Source organism: Ensifer sp. ENS06 (assembly GCF_014852205.1).
GTDB lineage: Bacteria > Pseudomonadota > Alphaproteobacteria > Rhizobiales > Rhizobiaceae > Ensifer > Ensifer adhaerens.
This window is the reverse complement of sequence record NZ_JACVBC010000003.1, coordinates 190,487-216,455: the sequence shown is the minus strand read 5'-3', so window position 1 is coordinate 216,455 and position 25,969 is coordinate 190,487. Positions and strand designations below refer to the sequence as shown.

Genomic DNA, 25,969 nt, shown 5'->3' with positions numbered 1-25,969 from the left:
AACGCGCGCCCGCAAGGCCGCGTGGAATGCCGAGACGGGGGTAAAATGCGTTCGCCTAAATGCCGCAAGGGACATCTGAAATTCGATACGGGACGTCGCCGTGAAAGACGGCGCCTGCTGACGACGACGGCGATCGCCGCGTTTTCCTCCCTCGCGCTGATGCCCGTTTCCACGGCCTCCGCCCAGCAGACCACGTCGCGCGTCAGCAACGCCCGCAGCTTCGACATCCCGTCGCAGCCGCTTTCCACCGCGCTCAACGCCTTCGGGCGGCAGTCCGGCCTGCAGGTGACCCTGGCGGCTTCCACCTCGCAGGGGCTTCGCTCGGCGACGGTCAGCGGAACGATGACGGCGGACCAGGCGCTTGCCCGGCTTTTGTCCGGAACGGACATTTCCTACAGGATATCGGGCGGCACCGCGCTGGTCGGCTCGGCCGTGTCGGCGGGTGGCAGCGCTGCTGTCGCTGCGGACGGAGCAACGGTCCTCGATCCGATTTCGGCCTTCGGTGCCGGGCCGCTCGGCGCCGGCGAGATCGTCATCTCGTCGGAAGACCTGAAGCGAAAGAACCCCGCCAACATTGCCGACGTGTTTTCTGGCGAGCCCGGCATTTCGGTCGGCAGCTCGTTGCCGATGTCGCAGAAGGTCTACGTCCACGGCATCGAGGAAACCAGCCTCGCCGTGACGATGGACGGCGGCCGACAGAACAACAAGGTCTTCCACCACAACGGCACCAACCTCATTGACCCCGGCCTGCTGAAGGCCGTCAACGTCGATGCCGGCGTTGCGCCGGCCGATGCCGGTCCCGGGGCGCTTGCCGGCGCGATCGCTTACGAGACGATCGACGCGCGCGATCTGCTCGATGGCGACGGCTTCGGCGGCTTTGTCACGTCGAGCTACAATTTCAACAGCGACACGGTGACGACCGGGATCTCCGCATACGGCATGCGCGACGGGCTCGAGTTCCTCGGCTACTTCAATTTCGGCAACGGCAACGATTTCACCGCCGGCAATGGGCAGGACGTGGAAGGCACCTCGACAGACGTGTTGAGCGGGCTTGGCAAGCTTGCCTACGAGTTCGACAGCGGCGACCGTTTCGAGATCAGCCACGACCGCATTCGCGACGACGCGCCGCGTCCGTTTCGCGCTAATATCGGCTTTATCGACGGACGCCCACCATGGGAGCCGCGCGTGCGCGACTACATGCTCGACCGGCAGAACACGGTGTTTACCTATACCGACAGCACGCCGGAGGGCTGGTGGGATCCAACGCTGATGCTCGCCTACTCCAGGACGGAGGTCGAAATTCCGATCATCCTGCCGCCGCGCCTCAACATTCCGCCCTATCCCGCCACCGGCACCACGAGCAGCTTCAACGGCAAGTTCGAGAACAAGTTCTCGTTCGACATGGGTAACGTCATTGCCGGCGTTGACTTTTATGACGACAAGGCTGACCTCGACGACATGCTCGATGCCAGCACCGAGAAGGCGCGCAATGTCGGCATCTATGCCCAGGCCCGGCTCGAGCCCTGGGAGAGAACGCGCCTCTCCTTCGGTGCGCGCGGCGACACGCAGCAGTTTACCGGGACGACGGGAGAAGAGTGGAACAATTCGGGCCTCAGCGGCAACGTCTCGGGCGAGTACGACCTCATCGAGGACCTGCTGACCGCCAAGGCGGGCTATTCGCACGTCTGGGCAGGCATTCCGCTCGCCGAAAACTTCATCATGAATCCCAACTGGAACTATGGCAGCGGTCCGAAGCCGGTGACGGCGGACAACTATATCCTGGGCCTGGAGGCGAACTACAACGACTTCACCGTCGAGGGCAGCGTCTTCCAAACCGATATCGATGACGCGCGCACGCCGCGTTATGCGGTCACGCGCGGGATCGAAGCGCATGACGTCCGCTCGCGCGGCTTCGAGATCGGCGCCGGCTACAGCTGGGGCGATGGTTTTTTCAAGGTGAAATACGCCAATATCGACGTGGAGATCGACGGCAAGCCTGCCGATTCTGATCTCGGCACCTATCTGGCCGCGCCGGCCGGCCAGATCATCACGCTGCAAGCGGTCCACACGCTGACGGACTGGGGCGTCACTTTCGGGGCCGACGCGGAAATTGCGCTCGACTACGACGACGTTGCCGACGGCAGCAAGCCCTTCGAGGGCTACCAGGTCTTCAACGCCTTTGTCGAATACGTACCGCCGGAGCGGCCGAACCTGTCGCTGCGCGCCGAACTGAAGAACATTTTCGACGAAACCTATTCGGACCGGGCGACCTACGGTCAGGAGTTCGGAACGGTGACGCCGCTCTACGAGCCGGGCCGTTCCTTCATCCTGACCGCCAAGGCGACTTTCTAGGGCGTCCGCGACCGCAACGGCCGCCTCCTCCAGGTGGCCGTTGCCTCAACAAGCGGAGGCGGCCACCCAAGCGCCGCCCACGCAAGCGAAAGCCGAAACAGGAGTTCCAGATGCAAGAAGCCACCACCCATTTTGCGACGGAAGACGGCCAGAAATACCTGACGCAGCTCTGCAAGCATTTCGCCCACAAGGTCGACGTCGAACAGGAGGGCCCGCGCGCCGAGCTCAGGTTTTCCTGCGGCACCGGCTACCTCCATGCCACATCAGAAGGCTTGAGCATCCGCGCCCGCTCACCCGATGACGCCAACCTTGCGAACACGAAATCGGTGATCGAAAGCCATCTTCTGCGCTTCGCGTTCCGGGAAGAGCCCGATCCGCTTGCCTGGCAGCCCGCCGGCTAAGCGAACCGCTCGCAAGCTAGTTCCGACAAGAAAATTCAATGTGTTGGTCGAAAGCGCCCAACGCAATTGCGCGGCTATGCGTGTCGCGTGCCGAGGATCAGGATGCAATCGTCTAGGCAAATAGCAGAAATCGCCACCTTTCAAAGCTTCGCAAACTGCTACCTGCGCGAAGTCAATCCGGGCATCCGGGCCATGCATCGCGCCGCAGGCGGCGCCGTCGATTGCGTGGAATGGTCTCTTCCCAGGCAGCAGATGATCCTGCGCGCCGAGGTGACGTCGCCGTCGCTCTGCGGCCCACACCATTTCGGCAGGGTCTGGGGCAGGGGCGTGTCCGACGCCACCTGGCGCCATATCGAACTGATTTCGGCGCTCCATATCCTGGTGCACGAATGCTACCGCCAGGTCGACGAGGCCAAGGCCGACGTTTTGCGCGGCTTCGAGCTCGAACTCTTGATGCGCGTGCTCGAAAGTTACCAGCAGACGGCACTCTATATCGACAGGGCCGCGCCGGAGCCGGCGGACGGCGGTCATTTCATCGAAGCGGAGCAGTCGCTCGTCTTCGGCCATTGGCAGCACCCGACGCCGAAGAGCCGCCAGGGCATGACCTATTGGCAGCAGGAGAGCTACGCGCCGGAACTGCGCGGCCAGTTCAGGCTGCACTACTTCGCGGCAAAACGCGGCGACATCAGGCACGATTGCGCGCGCGCGGTTGCAGCGCCCGAGATCGTGCGGTCCCTCGTCGGGTCGGATGCTAACGGCATCGCGCTCGGAGACGACGAGTATATGTTGCCGATGCATCCGCTTCAGGCTGAAGCCCTGCTGCTTGATCCCGATATCCGCGGCATGCTGGGTGAGGGGCGGCTGCGGCATCTCGGCCCCGCCGGCCCGGCCTTTACCGCGACCTCGTCGGTGCGCACGGTTTACGGCGCCGATGCCGGCTGGATGCTTAAATTTTCCCTGCCCGTGCGCATCACCAACTCTGTGCGTCTCAATCGTCGTCAGGAGCTCGAAGCGGGTGTCGCCATGGCGAAGCTGATCGACCGGATCGGTTTTGCCGAACGCTCGCGAAACTTCCGCATCATTCAAGACCCCGCCTATATCACGCTCGAGCTGCCGGGACGCAGCGAGAGCGGCTTTGAAGTCATCCTGCGGGAGAACCCATTTGCGGACGGCGGTGGGCGGGGCGTCGTCACCGTCGCGGCCCTGACGGCCGATCCGCTACCGGGGCAGGTTTCGCGCCTCGAACGGCTGGTTCGGACGGTCGCCGCCCGCACGGGCGAGAGCCTGCTCGATGCGACGCACCTCTGGTTTCGCCGGTATCTCGATTGCGCCGTCGAGCCGCTGATCCGCCTCTATGACGACTACGGTATAGCGCTCGAAGCCCACCAGCAAAACAGCCTGCTGGACGTCGGCACCGGCTATCCGTCCGTCAGCTACTATCGGGACAATCAGGGCTTCTATCTCTCGGAGCGGTACCGCAGCCTGATTGCCGGCCATGTGCCCGAGACGCAAACGATCGCGTCCCTCTATTTTGCCGAGAGCGAAATTCGGGATCGCTTCGCCTATTACCTGATCGTAAATCAGGTCTTCTCGGTGATCAGCCGCATGGGCCATGACGGGCTCTGCGACGAGAGCCTGCTCCTGCGCGAACTGCGCGCGCATCTCGAGCGCTATGCCACCCGAATGAGTGGCGCCGGGCGTGACTTTGCCCGTCACGTGCTCGACATGCCGACGATCGTCTCCAAGGCCAACCTGACGACGCGTCTCTACGACGTCGACGAACTGCAATCCAGCAACGCGCCGTCCCTTTATCGCCCCGTGCCGAACCCGCTGAGGGCGCCGGCTGTTCTGACTGCGCCGAGGACCGACCATGCCATTGCCTCTTGATCTCAAGGGCGGCCCGGACGAGCGGGTGCTTCGCCAGCTCGTTGCCGCGCTGCTGTTCGAAGGTATCGTTGAGGCCGGCGAGCACACGGACGGGGATGTCACCACCTTCCACTGGTCGATCGGCGGCCGGCAGTTCCGCTGCCACGGCGCCATCGGCCCCTTTGGCCGGCTCCGGCTGGCTGCCGGATCGGTAGAGATGCGCGATGATGCGGACGGCTGGGTCGTGCCGTCGCTGGCGCAGCTGGTATCCGTCCTGCCGGGCAGCGGACCGACGCGCGGAAAGCTGCTCAACGAACTCACGCAGACGATCGCCTTCAGCGCCTGGAACGAGCGTCAGGTACCGGCGCGGCTGCGCCGCACTTTGTCATTTGCGGAGTTGGAGGGAGCGCTTGAGGAGGGTCATCCCTATCATCCCTGCTACAAGGCGCGTACCGGCTTTTCCGTCGCCGACCATGCAGTCTATGGACCCGAAATGGGAGGAGCGTTCCAGCTCGTCTGGCTTCTGGTGGCGCGCAAGCATCTTCGCTGCGCGATCCCCGGTGACGAGGATGCCTTCTGGGAAGCGGAACTGGGGGAGGAAACCTGGTCCGAACTCCGGGCGAAGCGGCAGGAGCGCGGTGCTTCGCCTGATGCGTTCGGTCTCGTACCGCTGCATCCCTGGCAATGGCGCGAACTCCGTGAGAGACAGCTTTCTGGCTGGATCGCCGTGGCCGAAGCCTTTTGCCTCGGTCCGGCGGGGGACCGATACACGGCGACGCAGTCGGTTCGCTCCCTGTTGAACCGGGACCGGCCGTTGGCCGCGAGCGTCAAGCTGCCGCTCAACATCGTCAACACCTCGTCGCGCCGCACCCTTGAGGCGCATTCGGTGTGCACGGCGCCGGTGATCTCGCGCTGGATCGCCGAGATGGTTGCCGGCGATCCGGCCTTTCGCGACCGCTATCCGCTCACCGTCCTGCAGGAATATGCCGGCATCGTCGCCGACAGCGAGGGCCCTTTGGCCGGACAGGTCGCAGCCATCTGGCGCGAGAACGCGGAAGCGACGCTTGGCTCCGGCGAGGCCGTCATTCCCTTCAACGCGCTGATGATGGTCGAAGCGGACGGGCGTGCCTTCGCCGACGACTGGATCCAGCGCTTCGGCCTGATGCCCTGGATCAACCGCCTGATTGAAGTCGCGGTCCTGCCTGTCTGGCACCTGCTGGTGCACCATGGGCTTGCGGTAGAAGCGCACGGGCAGAACATGCTGCTCGTCCATCGCGATGGCTGGCCGGCCCGGCTGATCCTGCGCGATTTTCACGAGAGCATCGAGTTTTCGCCGGGCTTTCTGCGCGCGCCGGAAAAGGCGCCGGATTTCCTGTCGCTCGAGCCGATCTACCGGGAGGCGGAGCCCGACCAGTTCTATTGGACGGACAACCTGGATTCGCTGCGCGAATTGGTGATGGACACGCTGTTCGTCTACAATTTGAGTGAGATCTCCCACCTTCTCGACCACTGCTACAACCTGCCGGAAACGCTCTTCTGGCAGCGCGTTCAAACCGTGCTTGCCGCCTACGAGGCGGAGCACGGCGCGACGGAGCGGCTGGCGCAGCTCGGCTGCGACCAGCCCCGCATCCTGACCGAATCCCTGATGACGAGGAAGCTGCTCGCGCTCAAGCCGGAATACCACCACGAGGTGGCGAACGCCTTGGCCGCAAGGATGCTTCAACGAAGGAGAAAGCCATGATCCGTATCGATGACAGGCTCTATGACGAGGCCTATTTCAGCACCAGATCGGCCGAACTCGCAGCCGAGATCGGGCTTGGCGCACAGGACACCGGCCGCTACGCCGTCTGCTTCCCGGAGACGGTCGATTGGCTGGCTCTGTTCTTTGCCATCCGCAAGGCGGGCGCGAGCGTGCTGCCGATCCATCCGGGCACACCCTATCCGGCCGCGCGCAAGCTCGCGATCGGCGCCGGCTGCGACCGGCTGTTCTACAACAGCCTGACGGCCGAAGTTCTCGAACCATCCGACCTGCTTTCGGCTGAGGGCACGCTGTTGCAGATGAGCTCCGGAACGACGGGCGCGCCGAAATGCGTGGCGCGCAACTGGACGGAAATCGATGCCGAGATCGAAAGCTATGTCGCCACCTTCCGCGAACCGGGGGACATGACGCCGGTCGTCGCCTGCCCGACCACCCATTCCTACGGCCTGATCTGCGGCATCCTGGTGGCGCTGAGGCGTGGGCAGACGCCGGTCATCGTCAACACCGCGAACCCGAAATATCTCCTGAAGGTCCTGCGCGAGATCGAACGGCCGCTGCTCTATTCCTCGCCGGCGATCCTGCACACGCTGGCGCGGCTGACGCCCGCGGGCGAACAGATCCATGCGACGATGACGTCGGGCACGCTGCTTCCCGATCCGTGGTTTGCCGACATTCGCACCAAGAGCCGGTTCATGTTCCAGCAATATGGCTGCTCGGAATCCGGCTGCATCGCCATCAATCCGGATGTGACTTCCGCCGGTGACATGGGCTTCGTCCTGCCGCATCTGATCGCCGCCACCGGCAACAGCGCCGAGGACGCGGGTGAGATCGTCGTTAGCAACGGCGACGGCGCGCCGATCCACACGCGTGACCTCGGCTACCGGCGCGCCGACGGCATGCTGGTCTTCGTTTCCCGCCTGGACGACATGATCAACGTCTCCGGCCTCAACGTCTATCCGAAGGACGTGGAGGATGCCGTCATGGCGATGCCGGCGGTCACCGACGCCGTGGCCTTCCGCAAGGCCGATCGTTTTGCCGGCGAGCGCGTGGCGCTGCTCTTTAGCGCCGAGGCGCCGGTGGCGCCGCAGGCCGTGCGCGAATGGTGCAGCCGACACCTCGCATCTCACCAGCTGCCGATGGAAATCATGCAGATCGATGCAGTTCCGCGCCAGGCGAACGGCAAAATCAGCCGCCGCGATGTCGCGGCCCGTCATCTGGCAGGCGAATTCAACAAACCGATTGCGGGAGCCGCATCATGACCGAAAGCGAAGTTCTGGCGGCGATCGAGGCCGTCCTGACCGACAAAATGGCGCATGGACATATGGACGGCTTCGGCCTCGATGCCCGTCTCAACGAAGATCTCTATCTCGACTCCGTGCTGATCCTCGAAATCTTCCTCAATCTCGAGCTCGAATACGGGTTGTCGGTGCCGGAAGAGGCGATCGCAAAACGGGAGATCGAAACGGTCGCCGATCTCGTCGCGCTCTATGTGCCGAAGCCGACCGCCGCCATCGTGCCCGCCTTTCCGCTCACCGGCGGGACGACCGACGAGGGGGTGCACGGCGAGGCCTATTACGACATCAAGGTCCATTGCTTCGTCAGTTGCGTCTCGGACGGCCTGAAGCGAAACGGGCTCGATCAGCGGCCGTTCTATTTCGGTGTCTGGGACGCGAAGTTCGCGGTCAGCGAGCGTTTCGAGCTTCTCTATCATGCGCCCAATATCACCCAGGAATTCTTCCGTGGCTGGTTCGAGCGGCTTTACGGCGTTTCCGTCGTCGAGTGGTACGATCCGCAGCGCACCAAGCTCGACAACCTCGCAGTGCTGCTCGGGCTGATGAAACAGCGCGGCGAAACCGGCTCGGTCATGGTCATGCTCGACATGTTCCACCTGCCGGAGCGGGAGAACAAGTTCAACCAGAACCCCTTCCCGCACTATCTGATGCTGCAGGAAACGGCCGATCCCGACACATGGTTCGTGCACGATCCCGACTATCGCTGGGAGGGCGAGATTGCCCGCGAGAAGGTCGTTCACGCCATCATGCAGCCGACTGTCGGCGGCGGTTATGTCTTCGACAATGCCGAGGCGCGCGCGCCGTTTGCCGAAGATCTGAGGGCCTATTTCGAGGCCTGCTTCGTCCGGGACCGCAATCCGCTGGTCGATGCCGTCAGAGCGATCGTCGCCGCGCATCTCGACGGGACGAACGGTGTCGCACTCACTGATCTCGGCGCCGCGGTGCGGGAACTGCCTGTTATCACCATCCGAAAATACGCCTATGAGCACGGCTTTGCCTTCTACTGGCGGGTGCTGAAGTTGCCGGCCGCCGAGTTCGAGGGCTGGTGCGGGGAGATCGAGGCGCTGGTTCAGTCGCTGAAGACGCTGCACTACGCCTGCATGAAGCTCGCCCAGACAGGCGATCGCTCGCTGTTGGGCGCCGTCATCGAGCGTCTCGACGAAGCCGACCGGCTGGAGACGAAGCTGAAGGTCAAGCTCGCAGAGGTCTTCGATCTCTGGTGCGATCTTGCCATCCCCCAGGAAATCCGTCCCTTGAAGAGAATTGCGCGATGAGAGTTTCGCTCTGCACCATCACTTTCCGCCACCATCTGATCTCGCTCGACGAGATCGCCGCCTGGGCCGAGGCCAACGACTTCCAGGGTATCGAACTCTGGGGCGCGCATGCGCGCAACCTCTCGCCGCGCGCGGATCGCAACGCCGAATGGCTCGACGGCTACGGCCTCTCGGTGCCGATGATCAGCGATTACCTGCCGCTCGACGGCGACGTGGAAGCGCTGCGGCACAAGGCGGTCGAGCTTTGCCGACTGGCGCGCCGGTGGCGCACCCGCAAGATCCGCACCTTCGCGGGAAGCCGTGGCAGCCTTGACGTCAGCGCTGACGAGCGGCGGGAGATTGTCGAGCGCCTGAAGGAGATCTGCACCATTACCGCAAGCTACGGCATCCAGCTGCTTGTCGAAACGCATCCGAAGACGCTCGCCGACACGGCGGCCTCGACGATGCGGCTCATCGAAGAGGTGGACCATCCCTCCTTCGCCATCAATTTCGACACGCTGCATGTTTGGGAAGGCGGCGACGACCCGGTCGCCGTGCACCGTGCGATGAAACCGCACATTCGCCACTACCACCTGAAGAACATCGTCGGCCGGGCAGAACTTTCCGTCTTCGAGCCGGCCAATGTCTATGCCGCGGCCGGCAGCCGGCGCGGGATGACGCCGCTCTTCGAAGGGGTTGTGGACTACGAACGGTTCCTGACGGAGATCGCCGATGAGCCGTCGGTCGACGCGTCGCTTGAATGGTTCGGCAACGATTGTTTCGAGACCCTGCGTCGCGATCGCAGGCAGGTCCGCGAGGCGGTTGACGGGACCGAGCCGAACCGCCGGGCCGCCGGCCAATAGGCGTTACGCATCATGATGGCCCGGAGGTCTGCGCGCCGGCTCGTGTCGGCTCGGGGCCTATTGTGTCTGAAGCCTGTAGATCTCGGTCTCTTCGCTTCGGCCGGCCAGACAATGTTTGCCGAGCTGGGCGAGATCGGAGCGATCGTCATCAGCCACCAGACCGAAGGTTTCGCCGCTCAGGAGGATCATTACCTCTTCACTTGGCGCGATCGATTTGCCGAGCTGCTCCAGCCGGTTGCAGGCGTTCACCGTGTCGCCGACGATCGTATAGGCCGACCGACCGGTCATGCCGATATTGCCGGCAACGACCGACCCGGAATGGATGCCGATGCGCACCCTGAGGGGCGGCAGGCCCTTTAGGCGTCGCTCGGCGTTGTCGCTGGCGATCGATTTGGCGATCGCCCGCGCTGCCCGGATTGCCCGATCTGCATGGTCCATTTGCGCGTCGGGTGCGCCCCAGAAGGCCATGACGCAATCACCGATGAACTTGTCGATGGTGCCGCCTTCGCTTTCGATGCAGTGGCCGAGCAGGTCGAAGTGGCTGTTGAGCAGTGCCGCCACGTCGCCGGCGCTGGTCTTTTCTGCCGTCGCGGTGAAATCGACCACATCGGTGAACATGATGGTGACGGTGCGCTGGGTGGATGCCAGGTCCTCACGACCGATCAAGTGGCGCACGAGCTTCTTCGGCACATAGGTCTCAAGCCAGCGCAGCCCAGTCAGCATCGTGTTGTAGGCCTTAGCCTGCTCATCGAGTTCGGTGAAGAGGCTGCCGGGAAGCGGCCGCAGAGCGGCAAAATCGAGCATGCCGACGGCACGGACCTCACGCGCCATGCTGGTGACCGGGCGAACGATCAGGCGACCGACAACCCACGCGATGACGATCGCGACGAACAGCACCGCGAGGCCGGCAATGCCGGCCCGCAGCAGGTCCCACACCGGCTTCTCGACCGCTTCGATCGGAACCTCGACACCGATAATGAGCGGAGAGGGAGCGTAGCCGCGGATCTCGCGCGTCAGGACGACCCGTCCGTCGTCCCCGAGCTTGACCGCGCGTATCTCCATGTCCGAATCGTCGAAGGTCTCGGCCGGTTCTTTCCACAGTGCGGCGAGAAAAGGGTCGCCCAGTTCGTCGAGCTTCGGCAACCGATGCTCCGCCGAGAGAAGCGGGTGGCCCGCAGCCATCAAAGGATGGGCAAGCACCTGATCGCGGCCGTAGAGAACGAAGGGGGTTGTCCCGGGGTTCGTGACGGCAATCTGGCGCAGGAAGTCGGACATGGTGTCGACCGTGATCGTGGCGCGGAAGACGCCCGCAAATTTGCCGTTGAGGTTCGCCGGCTGCTGCAGGTTCGTAACCGACGTGCGGATCGCCGGATCCGGCACGAAATAGACAGGTCCCCAGTGCGCCGTGCCGCTGCGTTGCGCTTCCTCGATCTCCGAACGCTCGTTGTCACTCGTGACCTTGTCGGTAAAGAAGAAGACACCCTTCGGACCTTGCGTTACGCCGTAGATATCGCCGTTGGGTCTGACGAAAGACAGCACACGAACTTGCGGGGTCGCTGCCAGAGCGCCGGTCATCACGCGCTCGAACTCCACCGGATCGGTCGGGTCGAGACGGCCGGCGCCGACCTCTCGCGCCAGAAAGGCGAGCTGATCCTCTACGGGAGAAAATCGGCTGCCGATTTGCGTCTGGACCGCCTCCAGGCCGAGATGCGCCGATTGCACGAGCAGATCGCGGGTCGTTCCGACCGACATGAACCAGACGACGGAGAGGATGACGGCCGCGGTCAGCGCGACCAGGGCTGCCATCACGATCGCCAGCGTGCGCGACAGGGAAATGGTTCGGTTTCGTGTGCCGGCCTCAGCCGCCGTGGTCGTCTGCACCAGCATGCCTCATGTTGCAGCAGGTGCTCGCCATTCGCGCGGCCCCGCAAGGAATGCACCCTCTTCTAGCTGTTTTGGGCTTTTTTCCAAGCGTGCAGCGACCTTTCCCGTTCTGCGTCAATCTGTCCCTTGCAGCCGCCGGCTGATCGGCTCGAACTCGGGGGTCGCCTTGCGCGGAGTCGTGTCACGCTCGTTGGCCTCCATCTGCTGCCAGTATTTCCAGCCGACCTTTTTCGCGCCGAGCTCGTAGTCCATGCCGTCCCAGGCATCCTCGCGGAAACTGTAGAAGGCCCAGTGCAGATCGTCCTTGTGGAGCGCGGTCAGCACGTCCTCGAGGTAGGTCTTGCAGCCGGACCACAGGCGCATGCAGCCGAACTCGCCGGCAACCAGCCGATTGAGCGGCACGCCCTTGTCTTTTGCCCATCGCACCGGCTCTGCGAGATAGGCATCGACCCGCGCCCGGTCCCACGTCTCCTCGCCGTCGCCGAAGGGCACTTTGCCGGGATAGACGTAGGGCTTGTCGCGCTTCATGTTCGGTGCGCTCGTTGCGGCATAGGGTTCGTACATGTGGAAGCTGTAGAGCACTTTCTGGTCCGTCAACGCGGCTGGCCAATAGGAAAAGGCGTCGGCAGCCGCATACCAGCCGGCATCCGCCATGATGGGCGTTGCCGGGTCGACCGCCCGGATGGCGGCGATCACCGTCTCGTAGAAGGCCCTGAGGTCCGAGGCGCTGCCCGCCTGGTCGCCGTACCAGGCTTGCATCGTCTTTCGGTCGGCATGTTCGGCAAGGCCGTTCCTCTTTTCAGGCGCCGGCTCGTTGACGATGTTGTAGGCGGCGACCGCGGGATGATCCTTCAGCGCGCGGGCCAGATCCTGCCAGAAGGCTGCTGCCTGGCCCCACCAGATCTTGTCCTGCCAGAGACGGCCGTCGAACCGGTTGCCGTTGTTCTGCGCCCAGCGCATGCCGGGCAGCGACAGCGGCGCGATGACGACCTTGAGGCCCGCCTTGTCGGCCCGGTCGAGGGTCTCCTTCAGCGTCTTGAGGTCTGCCGCCGGTATGCCTTCGTATTTGTCGGCGTCGCCGATCAGATAGTCGCGCTTGGCCGGCTCCCACTTGTCGTAGGACAGGCGCACCCAGGTGGCGCCGTAGCCGGCCAAGGCCCTGAAATAGGCGTCGTCCGGGGGCAGCCGGTTGAAGCTGTTGCCGCCATGCTGCGGCTTGTCCCAGAAGGTGATGAGATCGGCGGCACTGGCGGAGCCCGCAAGGCTGCAAGCGAGGAGGGCGGAGGCAATCAGGCGCATTCGGTCGGTCCTTCTGGAGTTCTTGGCCTTCGCGGCTCTTGGTTTGGCGCGGCCAACCTACCGGCGGATCGTTTCGCTGAAGTTCCCTGGGAAACAGCGTCAGGGTTCAAAGCGAGTTTGCGAAACCCATTGGCGGTGACTGATGCCGAGCGGTTTCGTTCTTCGCGAGAAAAAGGCCTCGCAGCGGATCAGTGATCCGCTGCGAGGCCCGCTTGCCTGGATATCTTCGCGATCAGTCGGAAAGCGCTGTCGCCGCCTTCTCGATCAGTTCGGCGACGGCGGCCGGCTGGGACAGAAAGACCGCATGACTTGCCTTGACCTCGACCGTATCGCTGCCGGCACGCTTGGCCATCGTCCGCATCAAGTCCGGATGAATGGCCCGGTCTTCGGTCGCAATCAGCGCCCAGCTCTTCTTGCCCTTCCAGGCCGGTGCCGTGATCTTCGTCTCGAAGGCAGATTTTGCCGGGAAGACCTGGGAATGAGCCATGAAACGGGCTTCTACCTCGGGAACGTCGGCGGCGAAGTCCGCGGCGAAGACTTCCGGATCGAGATAGAGATATCCGTCGTCCGTTGCCGCGATGCCCTTGGTTGCAGCCGGCTTCCTGGCTGCCAGGTCAAGCAGAGTTTCGCCAGCATCCGGCTGAAAGGCTGCGACATAGACGAGGCCGGCGACGTTTTCGGAAGTCCCGGCTTCGGTGACGATCATGCCGCCATAGCTGTGGCCAACCAGGACCGATGGGCCGTCCTGAAGGTCGAGGATGCGTTTGGTTGCGGCGACATCGTCGCCAAGCGAGGTCATCGGCGGTTGGACGACCGTGACGGTGAAGCCTTTGGTGGTCAAAAGGTCGAAGACCTTGCGCCAGCTCGAGCCGTCGGCGAGTGCGCCGTGCACGATGACGACATTCTTGACGGGTTCGGCCAGGGCATGCCCAAGCGGGGCCGCCGCCAAAGCCAGGAGTGTGGCAGCCAGGATTCTCATCTTTCGCATTCTTAGGTTTCCTTTCCTTGAGAGCGGAGTGATTGTTCCCCGACAAGCGGCGTCTTCTTCGGGTGACGCTTCTGGATTTTGGAAGGCGCACGCATGCTCTGGCCGCGGGGTCCGCGGCGCATGATGGTGCGTCTTCGATAGTTCGGACGGCGATTGCCGAACTATGGGAAGAGGAGAGCCGCTTGTCCGGCAGCGGTTCGCCGGCCTGCCGTCAGCGCCATTGCGGATGCCGCGAGCGCGTTGCGGTCGAGCCGGAAGTGGCGGTAGAGATCGCCGATCGTGCCGGTCTGGCCGAAATGTTCCACGCCGTGCGCGATGGTGCGGTGGCCGGCGACGGCACCGAGCCACGAGAGCGCTGCCGGATGGCCATCGAGCACGGTGACGATCGCGCAGTGGCCGGGCAGCGGATCGAGCAGCCGCTCGATATGGCTTTTCGCACGGGGGTTGCCACGGGCGCGTTCGCGCTGGGCGGCCGTCCAACCGGCATTGAGACGGTCAGCCGAGGTGACGGCGAGCACGCCAATGTCGCGGCGGACCTCGCCTATAAGTCCGGCAGCGGCAATCGCCTCGTCGGCCACCGCACCCTGGTAGGCAATGACGACATCGCAGTTTGGCCCTGGCTTGCGCAGCCAATAGGCGCCGTCGATTGCACCCTGGCCAAAATCATCGTCGACGCGCTTCAGCGGCTGTTCGAGCGGCTTGGTGGTGAGCCTCAGATAGACGGAGCCGCCGGTCTCGTCGCGCAGCCAGGTGCGCTCGTCCGGATCGTTGTCGCCATCGCGCTGCATGTAGTCGAAGGCCCATTCTATGATGACGGCGAGTTCGTCTGCAAAGGCTGGTTCGAACGCTGCCAATCCGTCCTGGCTGATCCCGATCAGCGGCGTGCCGATCGACTGGTGCGCGCCGCCTTCGGGCGCCAGCGTCACGCCCGAGGGCGTGCCGACGATCATGAAGCGGGCGTCCTGGTAGCAGGCATAGTTGAGCGCATCGAGGCCGCGGCAGACGAAGGGGTCATAGACAGTGCCGATCGGGATCAGTCTTTTCCCGAAGAGCGAATGGCTGAGGCCGGCGGCGCCGAGCAATAGGAACAGATTCATCTCGGCGATGCCGAGTTCCACATGCTGGCCCTCCGGCGTGAACTCCCACTTTGCCGTCGATGGAATGCGGTGCTCGATGAAGGCGTCGGCGAGCGGCTGGCGGGCAAAGAGCTTGCGCCGGTTGACCCAGGCGCCAAGACTGGTGGTGCCGGTGACATCGGGCGACGTCGTGAGGATGCGTTCGGCCAGGTCCGACTTGCCCTTGGCGAGATCGTCGAGGATCTTGCCGAAGGCCATCTGCGTCGACACCTCGCGCTGGGTCTCAAACGCGATCGGCGGCACCTCGAGTCGGTGCTCGGCGTGGCGGCGTATGCCTTCGGCAAAGAAAGGGACCGCGGCGAGGAACGCCTGGAGCGCTTGACGATCCGCCACTCCGGCGAAAGGCTCCCATTCCTCGCCGCGCCCGACACCCATATGCGCCTGCCATTCGGCGAACTGGGTCGTCGTCATCAGGCCACCGTGATTGTCCTTGTGGCCGGCAATCGGCGTGCTCCAGCCCTTGATGGTATAGGCAAGGAAGCAGGTCGGCCGATCATGGTCGATCGCTGCGAAGGTTTCGGCCATCGTCTCGACGCAGTTGCCACCGAGGTTCTCCATCAGCGCTGAAAGCTCGGCATCGCTGCGCCGGTCGATGAGCGCCGAGACGTCACCCTGGTCGCCAAGATCGTCGGCAAGCCGCTTGCGCCAGACGGCACCGCCCATGAAAGTCAGCGCCGCATAGTCCTGATTGGAGCAACCGTCGATCCAGTCGCGCAGCTTCTCGCCGCCCGGTTCGGCAAAGGCCGCGCGCTGTAGCACGCCATATTTCACCCGCACCACGTCCCAGCCGAAGGCGTCGAAGATTTTCTCGACGCGCTCGAACAGGCCCTCGCGCACGATCCCGTCGAGCGACTGCCTGTTATAGTCGATGATCCACCAGCAGTTCCTGAGGTCGTTCTTCCAGCCCTCCTGCAGCGTCTCGTAGACGTTGCCTTCGTCAAGCTCGGCATCGCCGACGAGCGCGACCATGCGGCCGATCTTGCCCTCGCCCCATTGTTTGGCACGGACGAAATCCTGGACGATCGAGGCGAGCGCGGTGATGCCGACGCCGAGACCGACCGAGCCGGTCGAAAAATCGACATCGTCGACATCCTTGGTCCGGCTCGGATAGCTCTGCGCCCCGCCAAAGCCGCGGAAGTTCTCAAGTTTCTCGCGCGTCTGTCGGCCCATCAGATAGTGCATCGCGTGGAAGACCGGCGCCGCATGCGGCTTGACGGCAACACGATCCTCCGGCCTGAGCGCCGAGAAATAGAGCGCGGTCATGATCGAGACGACCGAGGCGCAACTGGCTTGATGCCCCCCAGTCTTGATGCCGTCGACCTTCGGCCGGATGTGGTTGGCGTGATGGATCATCCAGTGGGAGAGCCAGAGCAGACGCTTTTCAATGGTCTTCAGATGGGTCGTGTCGGTCATCGCCAGGTTCCGATGGAGAAGGACGTAAGGTGACAGTCTAGGCCAAGGACTCAGCCGTCCTTGTAGTAGTAGCTGTAGCCGTTGAGCGCCGGTGCGCCGCCGAGGTGGGCGTAGAGAACGCGAGACCCCTCCGGGAAGAATCCCTTGCGGGTAAGGTCGATCATCCCCTGCATGGATTTGCCCTCATAGACCGGGTCGGTAATCATCGCTTCGGTGCGAGCCGCGAGCCGGATCGCCTCGTTGGTTTCCTCTGATGGTACGCCATAGGCGGGATAGGCGTAATCGGGATTGATCACGATCTCGTCTTCGCGGATCGCCCTGCCGAGGCGAACCAACTCGCCCGTCGAGTCGACGATCTTTCGAACCTGGGAGCGGGTCTGCCCGAGCGTGCCCGATGCGTCGATGCCGATCACCCGATTGGCGCGGTCCTGTGCGGCAAAGCCGACGATCATGCCGCCCTGGGTGGAGCCGGTGACGACGCAGACGACGATGTAGTCGAAGGTGAAGCCGAGCTCCTTTTCCTGTGCCGCCACCTCTTCGGCAAAGCCGACGTAGCCGAGTGCGCCATACTTGTGCACCGAGGCGCCGGCCGGGATCGGGTAGGGCTTGCCGCCGGCATCCTTAACCGACTGGATCGCATCTTCCCAGCTCTTCCGAATACCGATGTCGAAACCGTCGTCGACGAGTCGACTGTCCGCCCCCATCAGCCGTGTCATCAGGATGTTGCCGACGCGGTCATAGACCGCATCATAGTGCGGCACCCATTTTTCCTGGATGACGACGCATTTCATGCCGATCTTGGCAGCAGTGGCGGCGACCATGCGGGTGTGGTTCGACTGCACGCCGCCGATCGAGACCAGCGTATCGGCGCCCGAAGCGATTGCGTCGGGCACGATATACTCAAGCTTCCGGAGCTTGTTGCCGCCCGTGGCGAGGCCGGAATTGCAGTCGTCGCGTTTGGCGTAAATCGCGACCTTTCCGCCGAGCGCCGCCGTCAGTCGCGGCAGATGCTCGATCGGCGTCGGGCCGAAGGTGAGGGGGTAGCGTTCGAACTTCTCAAGCAGTGACATGATCCAGGCCTCCGTGTGAAAATTGTAGGAGAAGGATAGGCGAAGTATCGTGAAAGGTGCTCTCTAAATTGCTGTCCAAATTTCGCTGGATAGAATATAGTTCCGAACAAGTTTTGATTTTCTTCAATAAACGAGATAGATAATGAAAGATTCTTCCGATGATGATTTTGACCGGATCGATCTCAAGATCCTGCGTGCCCTGCAATCCGAAGGACGGCTGACCAACGCCGACCTTGCCGAGCGGGTAAACGTCAGTCCGGCGACCTGTCATCGGCGAACACAGAGGTTGTTCGAAGAGGGTCATATCACCGGTGTGAGGGCGGAGGTCGCGCCGGCAGCGGTCGGTCTCGGAGCGTTGGTGATGGTCGGCGTTGTGCTCGATCGTTCGACGCCCGAGAGCTTTGCGGCCTTCGAGGGCGCGGTGCTGGAGATGAAGGAAGTGCTCGACTGCAATCTCGTTGCTGGCGACTTCGACTATCTTTTGAAAATCCGGGTCCGAGACATGGCGGACTTCAACAAACTGCACGGTCAGAAGCTGATTGCGCTACCGGGGGTACGCCAGACGCGCACCTTCTTTGTGATGAAGGAAGTCAAGGAGAACGCCCGGCTGCCGTTCTGACGGTCGTCGAACGATTGGCCTTTCGCATCGAAGGGCACGCGAGACCCGGTACGTCTTCAGCGTGCCGGATGCGGCCCGATAGGTGCAACCCGGTCAGACCTGGACGAAGTGATCGTCTGCGACCTGCTGATAGCGCCGCGTTTCCGGAACGTAGTTGGGCGCGCGCAAGGGGCTCTTCAGCTCGTCGCTCGCGACATTGCGGCGCGCATGGCGTCGGGTCGGATCGGCGATTGGGACGGCGGCCATCAACTTCCTCGTATAGGGATGCTGCGGATTCTCGAAAACCTGCGCGCGCGAGCCGATCTCGACGATCTCGCCGAGATGCATCACGGCGACCCGGTGGCTGACGCGCTCGACGACGGCCATGTCGTGCGAGATGAAAAGATAGGCAAGGCCGAGGCTCGCCTGCAGGTCGAGCAAGAGGTTGATGACCTGTGCCTTGATCGAGACGTCGAGTGCCGAGACAGACTCGTCGGCGACGATCAGCTTCGGGTCGAGCGCCAAGGCGCGTGCGATGCAGACGCGCTGGCGCTGGCCGCCGGAGAACTCGTGCGGGTAGCGGGCGGCCATGTCGGCCTGCAGGCCGACGCGTCCGAGCAGATCGGCGACCTTCTCACGCGCCTGCCGTGTCGTGCCGAGCTTGTGCTCGAGATAGGGTTCGGCGATCGCAGCGCCCACCGTCATGCGCGGATTGAGGCTCGCGAAAGGATCCTGAAAGATCATCTGCATGGTGCGGCGCATTTCGCGCAGCTGCCTGCGATCCATTTTGAGGACGTCCTGGCCGTCGAGCGTCACGGAGCCGCTTTCCGGCTCGATCAGCCGCATGATGGCGCGGCCGGTCGTCGACTTGCCGCAGCCGGATTCGCCGACGAGCGACAGCGTCTCGCCCGGCTGCAGACTGAAGGAGACGTTCTCGATGGCGTGGACGCGGCCTTTGAGCTTGCCGAGCAAGCCGGCGTGGATGTCGAAGCGCTTGACGAGGTTCTTGACCTCGAGGATCGGCTTGCGGCCGGCCTGGACCGTATCGGTGGCTTCCGCCGTCGCCGAAGGCAGCCCGGTCGCGGCGTCGATGACGGGAAAACGCATCGGCTGGCTTTCGCCCTTCATCGAGCCGAGCATCGGCACGGCCGAGAGCAGTGCGCGGGTATAGGGGTGTTTCGCCCGAAGGAAGATGTCCTCGGTGTTGCCGGTCTCGACCGCGTCACCGCGGAACATCACCACCGTGCGGTCGGCGATTTCGGCGACCACGCCCATGTCGTGGGTAATGAAGAGCACCGAGGTGCCTTCCTCCTCCTGCAACACCTTGATCAGGTCGAGGATCTGGCCCTGGATGGTGACGTCGAGCGCCGTCGTCGGCTCGTCGGCGATCAGGAGCTTCGGCCGGCTCGCGAGCGCCATGGCGATCATCACGCGCTGGCGCATGCCGCCGGAGAAGCGGTGCGGGTATTCGTCGAAGCGCGAGGCGGCGGAGGGAATGCGGACCTTTTCGAGCAATCGGATGGTTTCCGCCCGGGCGTCGGCCTTCGACATTGGCCTGTGGCAGAGAAGGGCCTCGGAGATCTGGTCACCGATCGTGAACAGCGGATTGAGGCTGGTCATCGGCTCCTGGAAGATCATCGCGACATCGTTGCCGCGCACGCGTCGCATCTCGCTCTCGGGCAGGTCGAGGATGTTGCGACCGCCCATCATCACCCGTCCTTCGACGCGGCTCGTCTCCTTCTGCAGGAGCCGCATGATCGAGAGCGAAGTGACGCTCTTGCCCGAGCCGGATTCGCCGACGATCGCCACGGTTTCGCCGGGCGCGACGGTAAACGATATGTCCCGAACGACAGGCTTCCAGGCGCCGTCGACCAGGAACGAGGTCGTCAGGTTCTCGACGGAGAGAACGGGCGCCGTCGAACGGTCCGGCTGGGCTTTGGTCTCGGTCATCTCGTTTCCTCAGTCAGATGCTGCGCGTATCGTAGTTGGTCGTCGGGTCAGTCGGGCCAGCGCAGCAGGCCGGCGAAGCGGCGTGCGTTGCGTTCGGCGAGCGACGTGGCGATGATCTCGTTCGAGGCTCTCGCCTTGTCGAGCTCCTCGGCGAGGCGGCTGGCGACGATCTTCTCCTGGCCCGGATGCAGGTTGCAGGGGTCGAGGTAGAAGTAATTGTGCTCGGCCTCGTGGTCTCGCACGATGATCGGCGGCGCGCCGCGGGCCAGCGCATCGGCGAGATCCCAGGCGGTGATATGGGCTTCCTGCGGGTCGATGTTGACGCGCAGCCGGTCGAGCGGGTTGTTGGTCGGGTCGGCCTCGATCACCGGCTTGATGCCGGGACGGCCGTCGAGCGTCTCGCGCCAGAAGTTCAGGTAACCGGTTTCGCGCTCGCGGATGCCGGCATGGTCGCGGGTTTCCCAGGCTTGAAGTGCCGCCATCACGCCGAGCATGCTTTCCTTGCCCACCTTCATGCCGCGGCCGATGCCGAGGTTCTGCAGGAAGGTGTTGCGCACCATTTCCTTTTTGCCGGCGACGATGCCGGACGTCGGGCCGCCCAGGAACTTGTGGCCGGAATAGAGCACGATGTCGGCGCCCTCATCGAGGAAGATGCGCAGGTCGTATTCGGAAGCGGCGTCGACGATGACCGGCACACCCTTCGAATGGCAGACCTCGGCAAATTCCCTGAGGCCGACGAGACCGTATTGCACCACGTGATGCGAGACGACGTAGACGGCGCAAGCGGTGCGCTCGTTGATCGCGCCTTCGATATGGTAGCGATAGGCCGACGTCGCCTGGCCGACGATCACCGGCTTGGCGCCGGCAAGCCGGATCGCCTGGTCGACGGGCGCGCCGTAGCTGACCACATGGCCCATCTGCAGAATGACTTCATTCTTGAGGCCGGTCGTATCCGGCAGGCGCTCGATGGCGGCAAGGTCGCTTCCGGTCATAGTGCCGGCAATGGCGAGGCTGATGCCGGCGGAGCAGGACGCCGTGATGAAGCCGGCCTCGGCACCCGTCAGCCGAGCAATCACCGGGCTCACCTTGCGCTGCAGGTCGTTGATCTCGACGAACTGCGGCAGTATGCCTGTCATGGCCGCGATCGCTTCCGGGACCACGATCGATGCGCCGAGGCTGGTCATCGTGCCGGAGACGTTGATAACGGGACGAAGTCCGAGAGCTTCGCGAATGTCACGGTCAGGCATAGTGGTCTCCATATGATTTTCTGGCGGTCGAAGCGGGTAGACTATTCCGTCTTCGCGGAATATCTACCATAGTAATGAAGTATGAGTGAGGCTTTGCGCTATCTGACGCGGCCGCCATCGGCGGCGCGGCGGCAGCGGAAGCCGAGATTTTACCGGCAGCACGCCCTTCGAGCGGTGCAGGAGTGAAGCAGTGGACAAGACGATGACCGGCGTCGAGCCGACCGACGATATGGAAACGACCGGCAAGCCGCGCCGCTCGCGCGTGAGCGGCATGGATCGCGCCTTGCAGGTGCTCGATTTCCTTTATGAGACGGGTTCCCCGAGTGGCGTCTACGCGATTGCCAAGGCTGTCGGCGCGCCGCTGTCGACCGCTTATGTCATCGTCGACGACATGGTCGAAAAGAACCTGCTTAGCCGCGATGCCGATGGGCTCGTCTGGCTCGGCGACCGGCTCTATCACTATGGCCTTGCCTATGCCCGCTCGCTCGATTTCCTCGGCGTCGCCACCCGCGAGATGCACGACCTCGGCCGTGAAGTTGCCGAGACGATCCAGCTTTGCGGCCGCGACGGCGACTACATGCAGGTGCTCGCCATGGCCGATGGTCCCGGCCATTTCCAGGTGACCTCGCGCGTCGGTACCCGCGTGCCGCTCAACTGGACGGCGTCGGGCCGTCTTCTGGTGGGGCATCTGCCCGCCGACGAACGGCTGGAGCTGTTCCGCCGCTGCGCACGAACCTCGCCGACCGGCCGCGCCGATATCGATCCGGCCGCGCTCTCCGCCCAGGCTGAAAGCGCGCTTTCCGCAAGGCTGTCGATCCAGGCGGGCGAATCCGACTATGCCGTCGCCTGCGTCGCAGCCCCGATCCTCGACGATAAGGGCAATTGCGCTGCCACGATCTCGATCGTCCTGCCCGAGCAGAAAATCCTCGACGACCGGGCGTTCTACGCCGATCACGTCAGGGTTTCCGCCGAGCGGATCGAAAAAATGATGGGCTGGCGCAGCCACTGATCCGACCTCCCGTCGTCACTCGTGCAGAGCGACGATCGCCTCGATCTCGACGGTGATGTTGCCGGGTAACGACCCGAAACCCACCGCCGAGCGCGCATGGCTGCCGGCCGCTCCAAAAACGTCCATCATTAGGTCCGAGCAGCCGTTGATGACGCGCGGATGTTCGGCAAAATCCGGAACGGCATTGACCATGCCCAGGATCTTGACGATGCGCTTGACCTTTCCGAGGTCTCCGAGCGCATCATGCATGACCGCAAGCAGGTTGATGCCGGTTAACCGTGCGTGGTCATAGGCGCTGTCGATGTCGACATCGCCGCCGACCTTGCCGGCGTAGAGATGACCGTCGGGCTCGCGTGGGCCCTGGCCGGAGAGATACAGGATGTTGCCTTCGCGCACATGCGTCACGAAATTGGCGATCGGCGGTGGCGCAGGCGGCAGGTTGATGCCGAGGGCCTGAAGGCGTTCGTAGGGTGAGACAGCGACGGGGCTGTCGTTTTTCGGGTCCATACTGTTCACGCGTTGTCCTGTCATTTCTGTATTCTGTCGCCCTGGCTTAGCGGTAGCTGAAGCCGTGGCTGTGGTCCGGGCATTCTATATGCTGCGGCTGGTAACGATTGGCGGCAACCACGTGGGTGCCCATGACCGCGTAGCGCGGCTCGAAGAGGCGGTTGAGGTGCGCTTCGGCGCCGAGTGAATCGAAGACCCGAAGCTCGCTATCGACCAGGTCGAAGAGGGTGAATTCGGCGCGGGCGCCGACGGTAAGCAGATTGTCCATCGGCAGGCGGATGACCGAGGCGGGCGCTTGGGTCACGGCCTCGACCACCTTCTCGAACGGCATTCCGACGCTCAGGAGCTTCGACATGGTGGTGCCCAGGTCCCAGACAGACTGGTTCATGCTGCGCAGGTGCACGTCGGTGGAGATCGAGAAGGGGAGCAGACCGCGGGCGATCGCCACTTCCGCCACGCGGAAGGAGAACGAGGCGCCGCCGTGGCCGATGTCGAGGCGGATGCCTTCGCCGGCGCAGCGTTCGGCAAGCTCAAACAGGTCCTCGTCCTCGATGATGCTGGAACCGGCCTTGCCGTTGAAGCAATGGGTGACGATGTCGCCGGGCCCGAGGATTTCCAGAACCTCGTCATAGAGCGCCGGCGGTTCGCCGACATGCACCATCATCGGGATCTTCAGGATTTTGGCGATCTTCTTGCCGAGCTTCACCGGCGTCACGCCCCAGGAACCGGTGATGACGTGGCTGGCGCGCACCTTCAGGCCGACGATGTGCTCGCGGTTTTCCTGGTAGCAGGCGATGATACGGTCGATGTCGATCGAGCGGATGTCGGAGAGTTCGCTGACGCGGTTGCAGGCGACAAGCCCGATCGAGCCGAGATTGAGGAACGCCTTGATGCGCTCGCGCGACGGCTCGATGATGTATTCGCGAAAGCCGTGGAAATTGGCTTCACCGGCCGAACCCGCGTCGACGATAGTGGTGACGCCGCGCTCCATGCCGCAAAGCTGCGGGCGCACAGAAATGTCGGTGCCGCCGTGCCAGACGTGGGCGTGCAGGTCGATCCAGCCGGGCGAGATCCAGGCGCCCTTGCCCTCTATGCGACGTACGTCGCCTGATGCCTCAAGGTTAGGGCCGAGGGCCGCGATGCGGCCGTCACCATCAACGAGGATGTCGACGGTCTCTGCCGGTGCGGCCATGCCGAAGGCGACGGGCTTCACCTGCCGGAGCAGGACCGCGCCGTTGCTGCTGGTTTCGTTAGCCATGACTTACAGATCCTTTCTGAGGCGGGGGTCGAGCATGTCGCGCAGGCCGTCACCGACCATCTGCAGCGACAGCACCGAGAGCACGATGGCGATGCCGGGGAAGAGCGTCACCCAGTCGGCCTGGCCGATATATTGCCGACCGGAGGCGATCATCGTGCCCCAGGTGGGGATTTCCGGGCTGACGCCGACGCCGAGGAAGGAAAGCCCGGCTTCGGCAAGCATCGCATGGGCGAAGAGGAAGGTGCCCTGCACGAGGACGGGCGAAAGCAGATTGCGCAGCACGTGACGCGTCATGATGTGTGGCGTCGAGATCCCGAGCGCGCGGGCCGCCTCGACATAAGGAAGCTCGCGGATGACCAGTGTCGAGGCGCGCACCACGCGGGCGAGCCGCGGCGCATAGACGATGCTGAGCGCGATGATGACGGTCGTCAGCGAGGGGCCCAAGGCCGCGACCAGCGCGATCGCAAGCAGGATGTCCGGGAAGGCCATCATCGCGTCGATGACGCGGGCGATCGGCGTGTCGAGCTTCGGAAAGAAGCCGGCGAGCAGACCGAGCACGACGCCGATCACGGTTGCAAGCGTGACGACCGCCGCACCGACAAGCAGCGACAATCGGCCGGCATAGATGGTGCGGGAGAAGACATCGCGGCCGAACTCGTCGGTGCCGAAGAACCATTGCAGGCTCGGCGGCTGCAGCCGGTTGACGATCGACAGCTTGCCGGGCGCATAGGGTGCGATCAGCGGCGCGAAGACGGCAAGCAGCACGAAGACGGTGAGCACGATCAGGCCGAAGGCAACGGTTTTGCGCTTCAACAGCCGGCGGACGAACTTGCGGCCTTCGCTCTCGGTGGGGGCAGATACGGTGATAGACATCAGTAGCGCACCCTTGGATCAACGAGGAGATAGAGCATGTCGATCGCGAAATTGATCAGCACGTAGAGCGCGGCAATGACGAGCAGCGCGCCCTGGATGACGGGATAGTCGCGGCGAAGCACGGCGGAGACGACGAGATTGCCGACGCCGGGCAGGCCAAAGACGGTTTCCGTGACAACCGCACCCGAGATCAGCACGGCGGCGGTGAGGCCAATGATCGTCAGGATCGGGATCAGCGCGTTTTTCAGTGCGTGCTTCATCACCACCTTGCGTTCGCCGAGGCCTTTGGCGCGGGCGGTGCGGATGAAATCGTCGCCGAGCACGTCGAGCATCGATGCACGGGTAAAGCGCAGGATCAGCGCCGAGGAGACGACGCCGAGCGCGATCGCCGGCAAGGTCAGGTGATACATGCGCTCGGTGAAGGAGGATCCGGGGCCGCCATAGCCGGAGACCGGGAACCAGCCGAGACGCACGGCAAAGACCTGGATCAGGATCAGGCCAAGCCAGAAACTCGGTATGCTGGCGGCGAGCATGGCAAGCGTTGTTGCCGCCTGGTCGACGAAGGAGCCGCGCCTGTAGGCGGCATAGATGCCGATCGGCAGCGCGATGGCGCAGGCAATCACGATGGAAAACAGGGTCAGGAAGAAGGTCGGCTCGGCACGCTCCGCCAGTGCTGACGTGACCGGCTGGTTGAGGAAGATCGACTGGCCGAGATCGCCCTGCAGCAGTTGTCCGATATAGTAAACATATTGCAGGCCGAGCGACTGGTCGAGGCCAAGCCGGCTGCGCAGCGCCGTAATGTCTTCCTGGGTTGCTTCCGGACCGAGCATGACGGCGGCGGGATCGCCGGGCGTCACGCGGACGATGACGAAGACGATCGTGACGACAATCGCCATGACGACGATCATGCCCATCAGCCGTTGGAAGATGTAGCGTAACATGGTGGCCTCG

Annotated in this window: 20 protein-coding genes; 9 read left to right on the top strand and 11 right to left on the bottom strand. The window is 63.7% G+C overall.

All coding sequences use genetic code 11. The annotated features are described in order from the left end of the window. Positions 1–45 precede the first annotated feature (45 nt). The 7 genes from IB279_RS14550 to IB279_RS14520 all read left to right on the top strand — a co-directional run bounded on the left by IB279_RS14550 (position 46) and on the right by IB279_RS14520 (position 9,786). Entirely contained in the window at positions 46–2,352 is a 2,307-nt protein-coding gene (locus tag IB279_RS14550; RefSeq protein ID WP_192339319.1) for a TonB-dependent receptor, read from the top strand. Positions 2,353–2,462: 110 nt separating this feature from the next. After that, positions 2,463–2,753, top strand: a complete 291-nt coding sequence (locus IB279_RS14545) for a DUF2218 domain-containing protein (RefSeq protein ID WP_192339318.1) — start codon at positions 2,463–2,465, stop codon at positions 2,751–2,753. 102 nt (positions 2,754–2,855) lie between these two features. Beyond that, positions 2,856–4,640 carry an IucA/IucC family siderophore biosynthesis protein gene (locus IB279_RS14540; RefSeq protein WP_090296642.1) on the top strand — a complete coding sequence of 595 codons (1,785 nt, stop codon included), beginning with the start codon at positions 2,856–2,858 and terminating at the stop codon, positions 4,638–4,640. Continuing rightward, entirely contained in the window at positions 4,624–6,360 is a 1,737-nt protein-coding gene (locus tag IB279_RS14535) for an IucA/IucC family siderophore biosynthesis protein (RefSeq protein WP_192339317.1), read from the top strand. Before IB279_RS14540 ends, IB279_RS14535 begins: the two co-directional genes overlap by 17 nt. Beyond that, a complete protein-coding gene (locus tag IB279_RS14530; RefSeq protein WP_090297140.1) occupies positions 6,357–7,637 on the top strand; it encodes an AMP-binding protein in 1,281 nt (426 codons plus the stop codon). Before IB279_RS14535 ends, IB279_RS14530 begins: the two co-directional genes overlap by 4 nt. Next, positions 7,634–8,944 carry a DUF6005 family protein gene (locus IB279_RS14525; RefSeq protein ID WP_090297137.1) on the top strand — a complete coding sequence of 437 codons (1,311 nt, stop codon included), beginning with the start codon at positions 7,634–7,636 and terminating at the stop codon, positions 8,942–8,944. The genes IB279_RS14530 and IB279_RS14525 overlap by 4 nt, the downstream gene beginning before the upstream one ends. Continuing rightward, entirely contained in the window at positions 8,941–9,786 is an 846-nt protein-coding gene (locus IB279_RS14520) for a sugar phosphate isomerase/epimerase (RefSeq protein ID WP_060529013.1), read from the top strand. The genes IB279_RS14525 and IB279_RS14520 overlap by 4 nt, the downstream gene beginning before the upstream one ends. Positions 9,787–9,843: 57 nt before the next feature. Here the strand turns inward: IB279_RS14520 and IB279_RS37935 are convergent, their stop codons facing one another. The 5 genes from IB279_RS37935 to IB279_RS14495 form a co-directional block, all read right to left on the bottom strand. Then, entirely contained in the window at positions 9,844–11,667 is a 1,824-nt protein-coding gene (locus tag IB279_RS37935; RefSeq protein WP_162766018.1) for an adenylate/guanylate cyclase domain-containing protein, read from the bottom strand. Between the two features lie 117 nt (positions 11,668–11,784). Continuing rightward, positions 11,785–12,969: a glycoside hydrolase family 5 protein gene (locus IB279_RS14510; protein ID WP_090297133.1), complete on the bottom strand. Its 1,185-nt coding sequence runs from the start codon at positions 12,967–12,969 to the stop codon at positions 11,785–11,787. Positions 12,970–13,201: 232 nt separating this feature from the next. Further along, complete coding sequence (locus IB279_RS14505) at positions 13,202–13,957, bottom strand: alpha/beta fold hydrolase (RefSeq protein ID WP_060517720.1); 756 nt, start codon at positions 13,955–13,957, stop codon at positions 13,202–13,204. 161 nt (positions 13,958–14,118) lie between these two features. Beyond that, complete coding sequence (locus IB279_RS14500; RefSeq protein ID WP_113506013.1) at positions 14,119–16,506, bottom strand: 1-deoxy-D-xylulose-5-phosphate synthase N-terminal domain-containing protein; 2,388 nt, start codon at positions 16,504–16,506, stop codon at positions 14,119–14,121. Between the two features lie 50 nt (positions 16,507–16,556). After that, positions 16,557–17,576: a 1-aminocyclopropane-1-carboxylate deaminase gene (locus IB279_RS14495; protein ID WP_113506012.1), complete on the bottom strand. Its 1,020-nt coding sequence runs from the start codon at positions 17,574–17,576 to the stop codon at positions 16,557–16,559. A 142-nt stretch (positions 17,577–17,718) separates the two neighbouring features. Between IB279_RS14495 and IB279_RS14490 the strand changes: the two genes are divergently transcribed. Then, positions 17,719–18,195, top strand: coding sequence for an Lrp/AsnC family transcriptional regulator (locus tag IB279_RS14490; protein ID WP_034787587.1), 477 nt, complete (start codon positions 17,719–17,721; stop codon positions 18,193–18,195). A 93-nt stretch (positions 18,196–18,288) separates the two neighbouring features. Here IB279_RS14490 and IB279_RS14485 read toward each other — a convergent pair whose 3' ends face one another. Together IB279_RS14485 and IB279_RS14480 are read right to left on the bottom strand one after the other, a co-directional pair. Further along, positions 18,289–20,124 carry an ABC transporter ATP-binding protein gene (locus tag IB279_RS14485; protein ID WP_112771509.1) on the bottom strand — a complete coding sequence of 612 codons (1,836 nt, stop codon included), beginning with the start codon at positions 20,122–20,124 and terminating at the stop codon, positions 18,289–18,291. A gap of 47 nt (positions 20,125–20,171) precedes the next feature. Next, positions 20,172–21,371 carry an aminotransferase class V-fold PLP-dependent enzyme gene (locus IB279_RS14480; protein WP_113506011.1) on the bottom strand — a complete coding sequence of 400 codons (1,200 nt, stop codon included), beginning with the start codon at positions 21,369–21,371 and terminating at the stop codon, positions 20,172–20,174. Positions 21,372–21,573: 202 nt separating this feature from the next. Here IB279_RS14480 and IB279_RS14475 point away from each other — a divergent pair, with 202 nt between their 5' ends. Continuing rightward, entirely contained in the window at positions 21,574–22,380 is an 807-nt protein-coding gene (locus IB279_RS14475; protein WP_034787939.1) for an IclR family transcriptional regulator, read from the top strand. 15 nt (positions 22,381–22,395) lie between these two features. On the opposite strand, the gene IB279_RS14470 is transcribed toward IB279_RS14475, so the two are convergent. From IB279_RS14470 to IB279_RS14455, 4 genes are read right to left on the bottom strand one after another with little or no spacing between them, the layout of a single operon-like run. Continuing rightward, positions 22,396–22,911, bottom strand: a complete 516-nt coding sequence (locus IB279_RS14470; protein ID WP_051659103.1) for a RidA family protein — start codon at positions 22,909–22,911, stop codon at positions 22,396–22,398. Positions 22,912–22,933: 22 nt separating this feature from the next. After that, complete coding sequence (locus IB279_RS14465) at positions 22,934–24,145, bottom strand: amidohydrolase/deacetylase family metallohydrolase (protein ID WP_112771508.1); 1,212 nt, start codon at positions 24,143–24,145, stop codon at positions 22,934–22,936. 3 nt (positions 24,146–24,148) lie between these two features. Further along, entirely contained in the window at positions 24,149–25,018 is an 870-nt protein-coding gene (locus IB279_RS14460) for an ABC transporter permease (protein WP_034787571.1), read from the bottom strand. Then, positions 25,018–25,959, bottom strand: coding sequence for an ABC transporter permease (locus IB279_RS14455; protein ID WP_162766017.1), 942 nt, complete (start codon positions 25,957–25,959; stop codon positions 25,018–25,020). Before IB279_RS14455 ends, IB279_RS14460 begins: the two co-directional genes overlap by 1 nt. Positions 25,960–25,969: the final 10 nt, after the last annotated feature.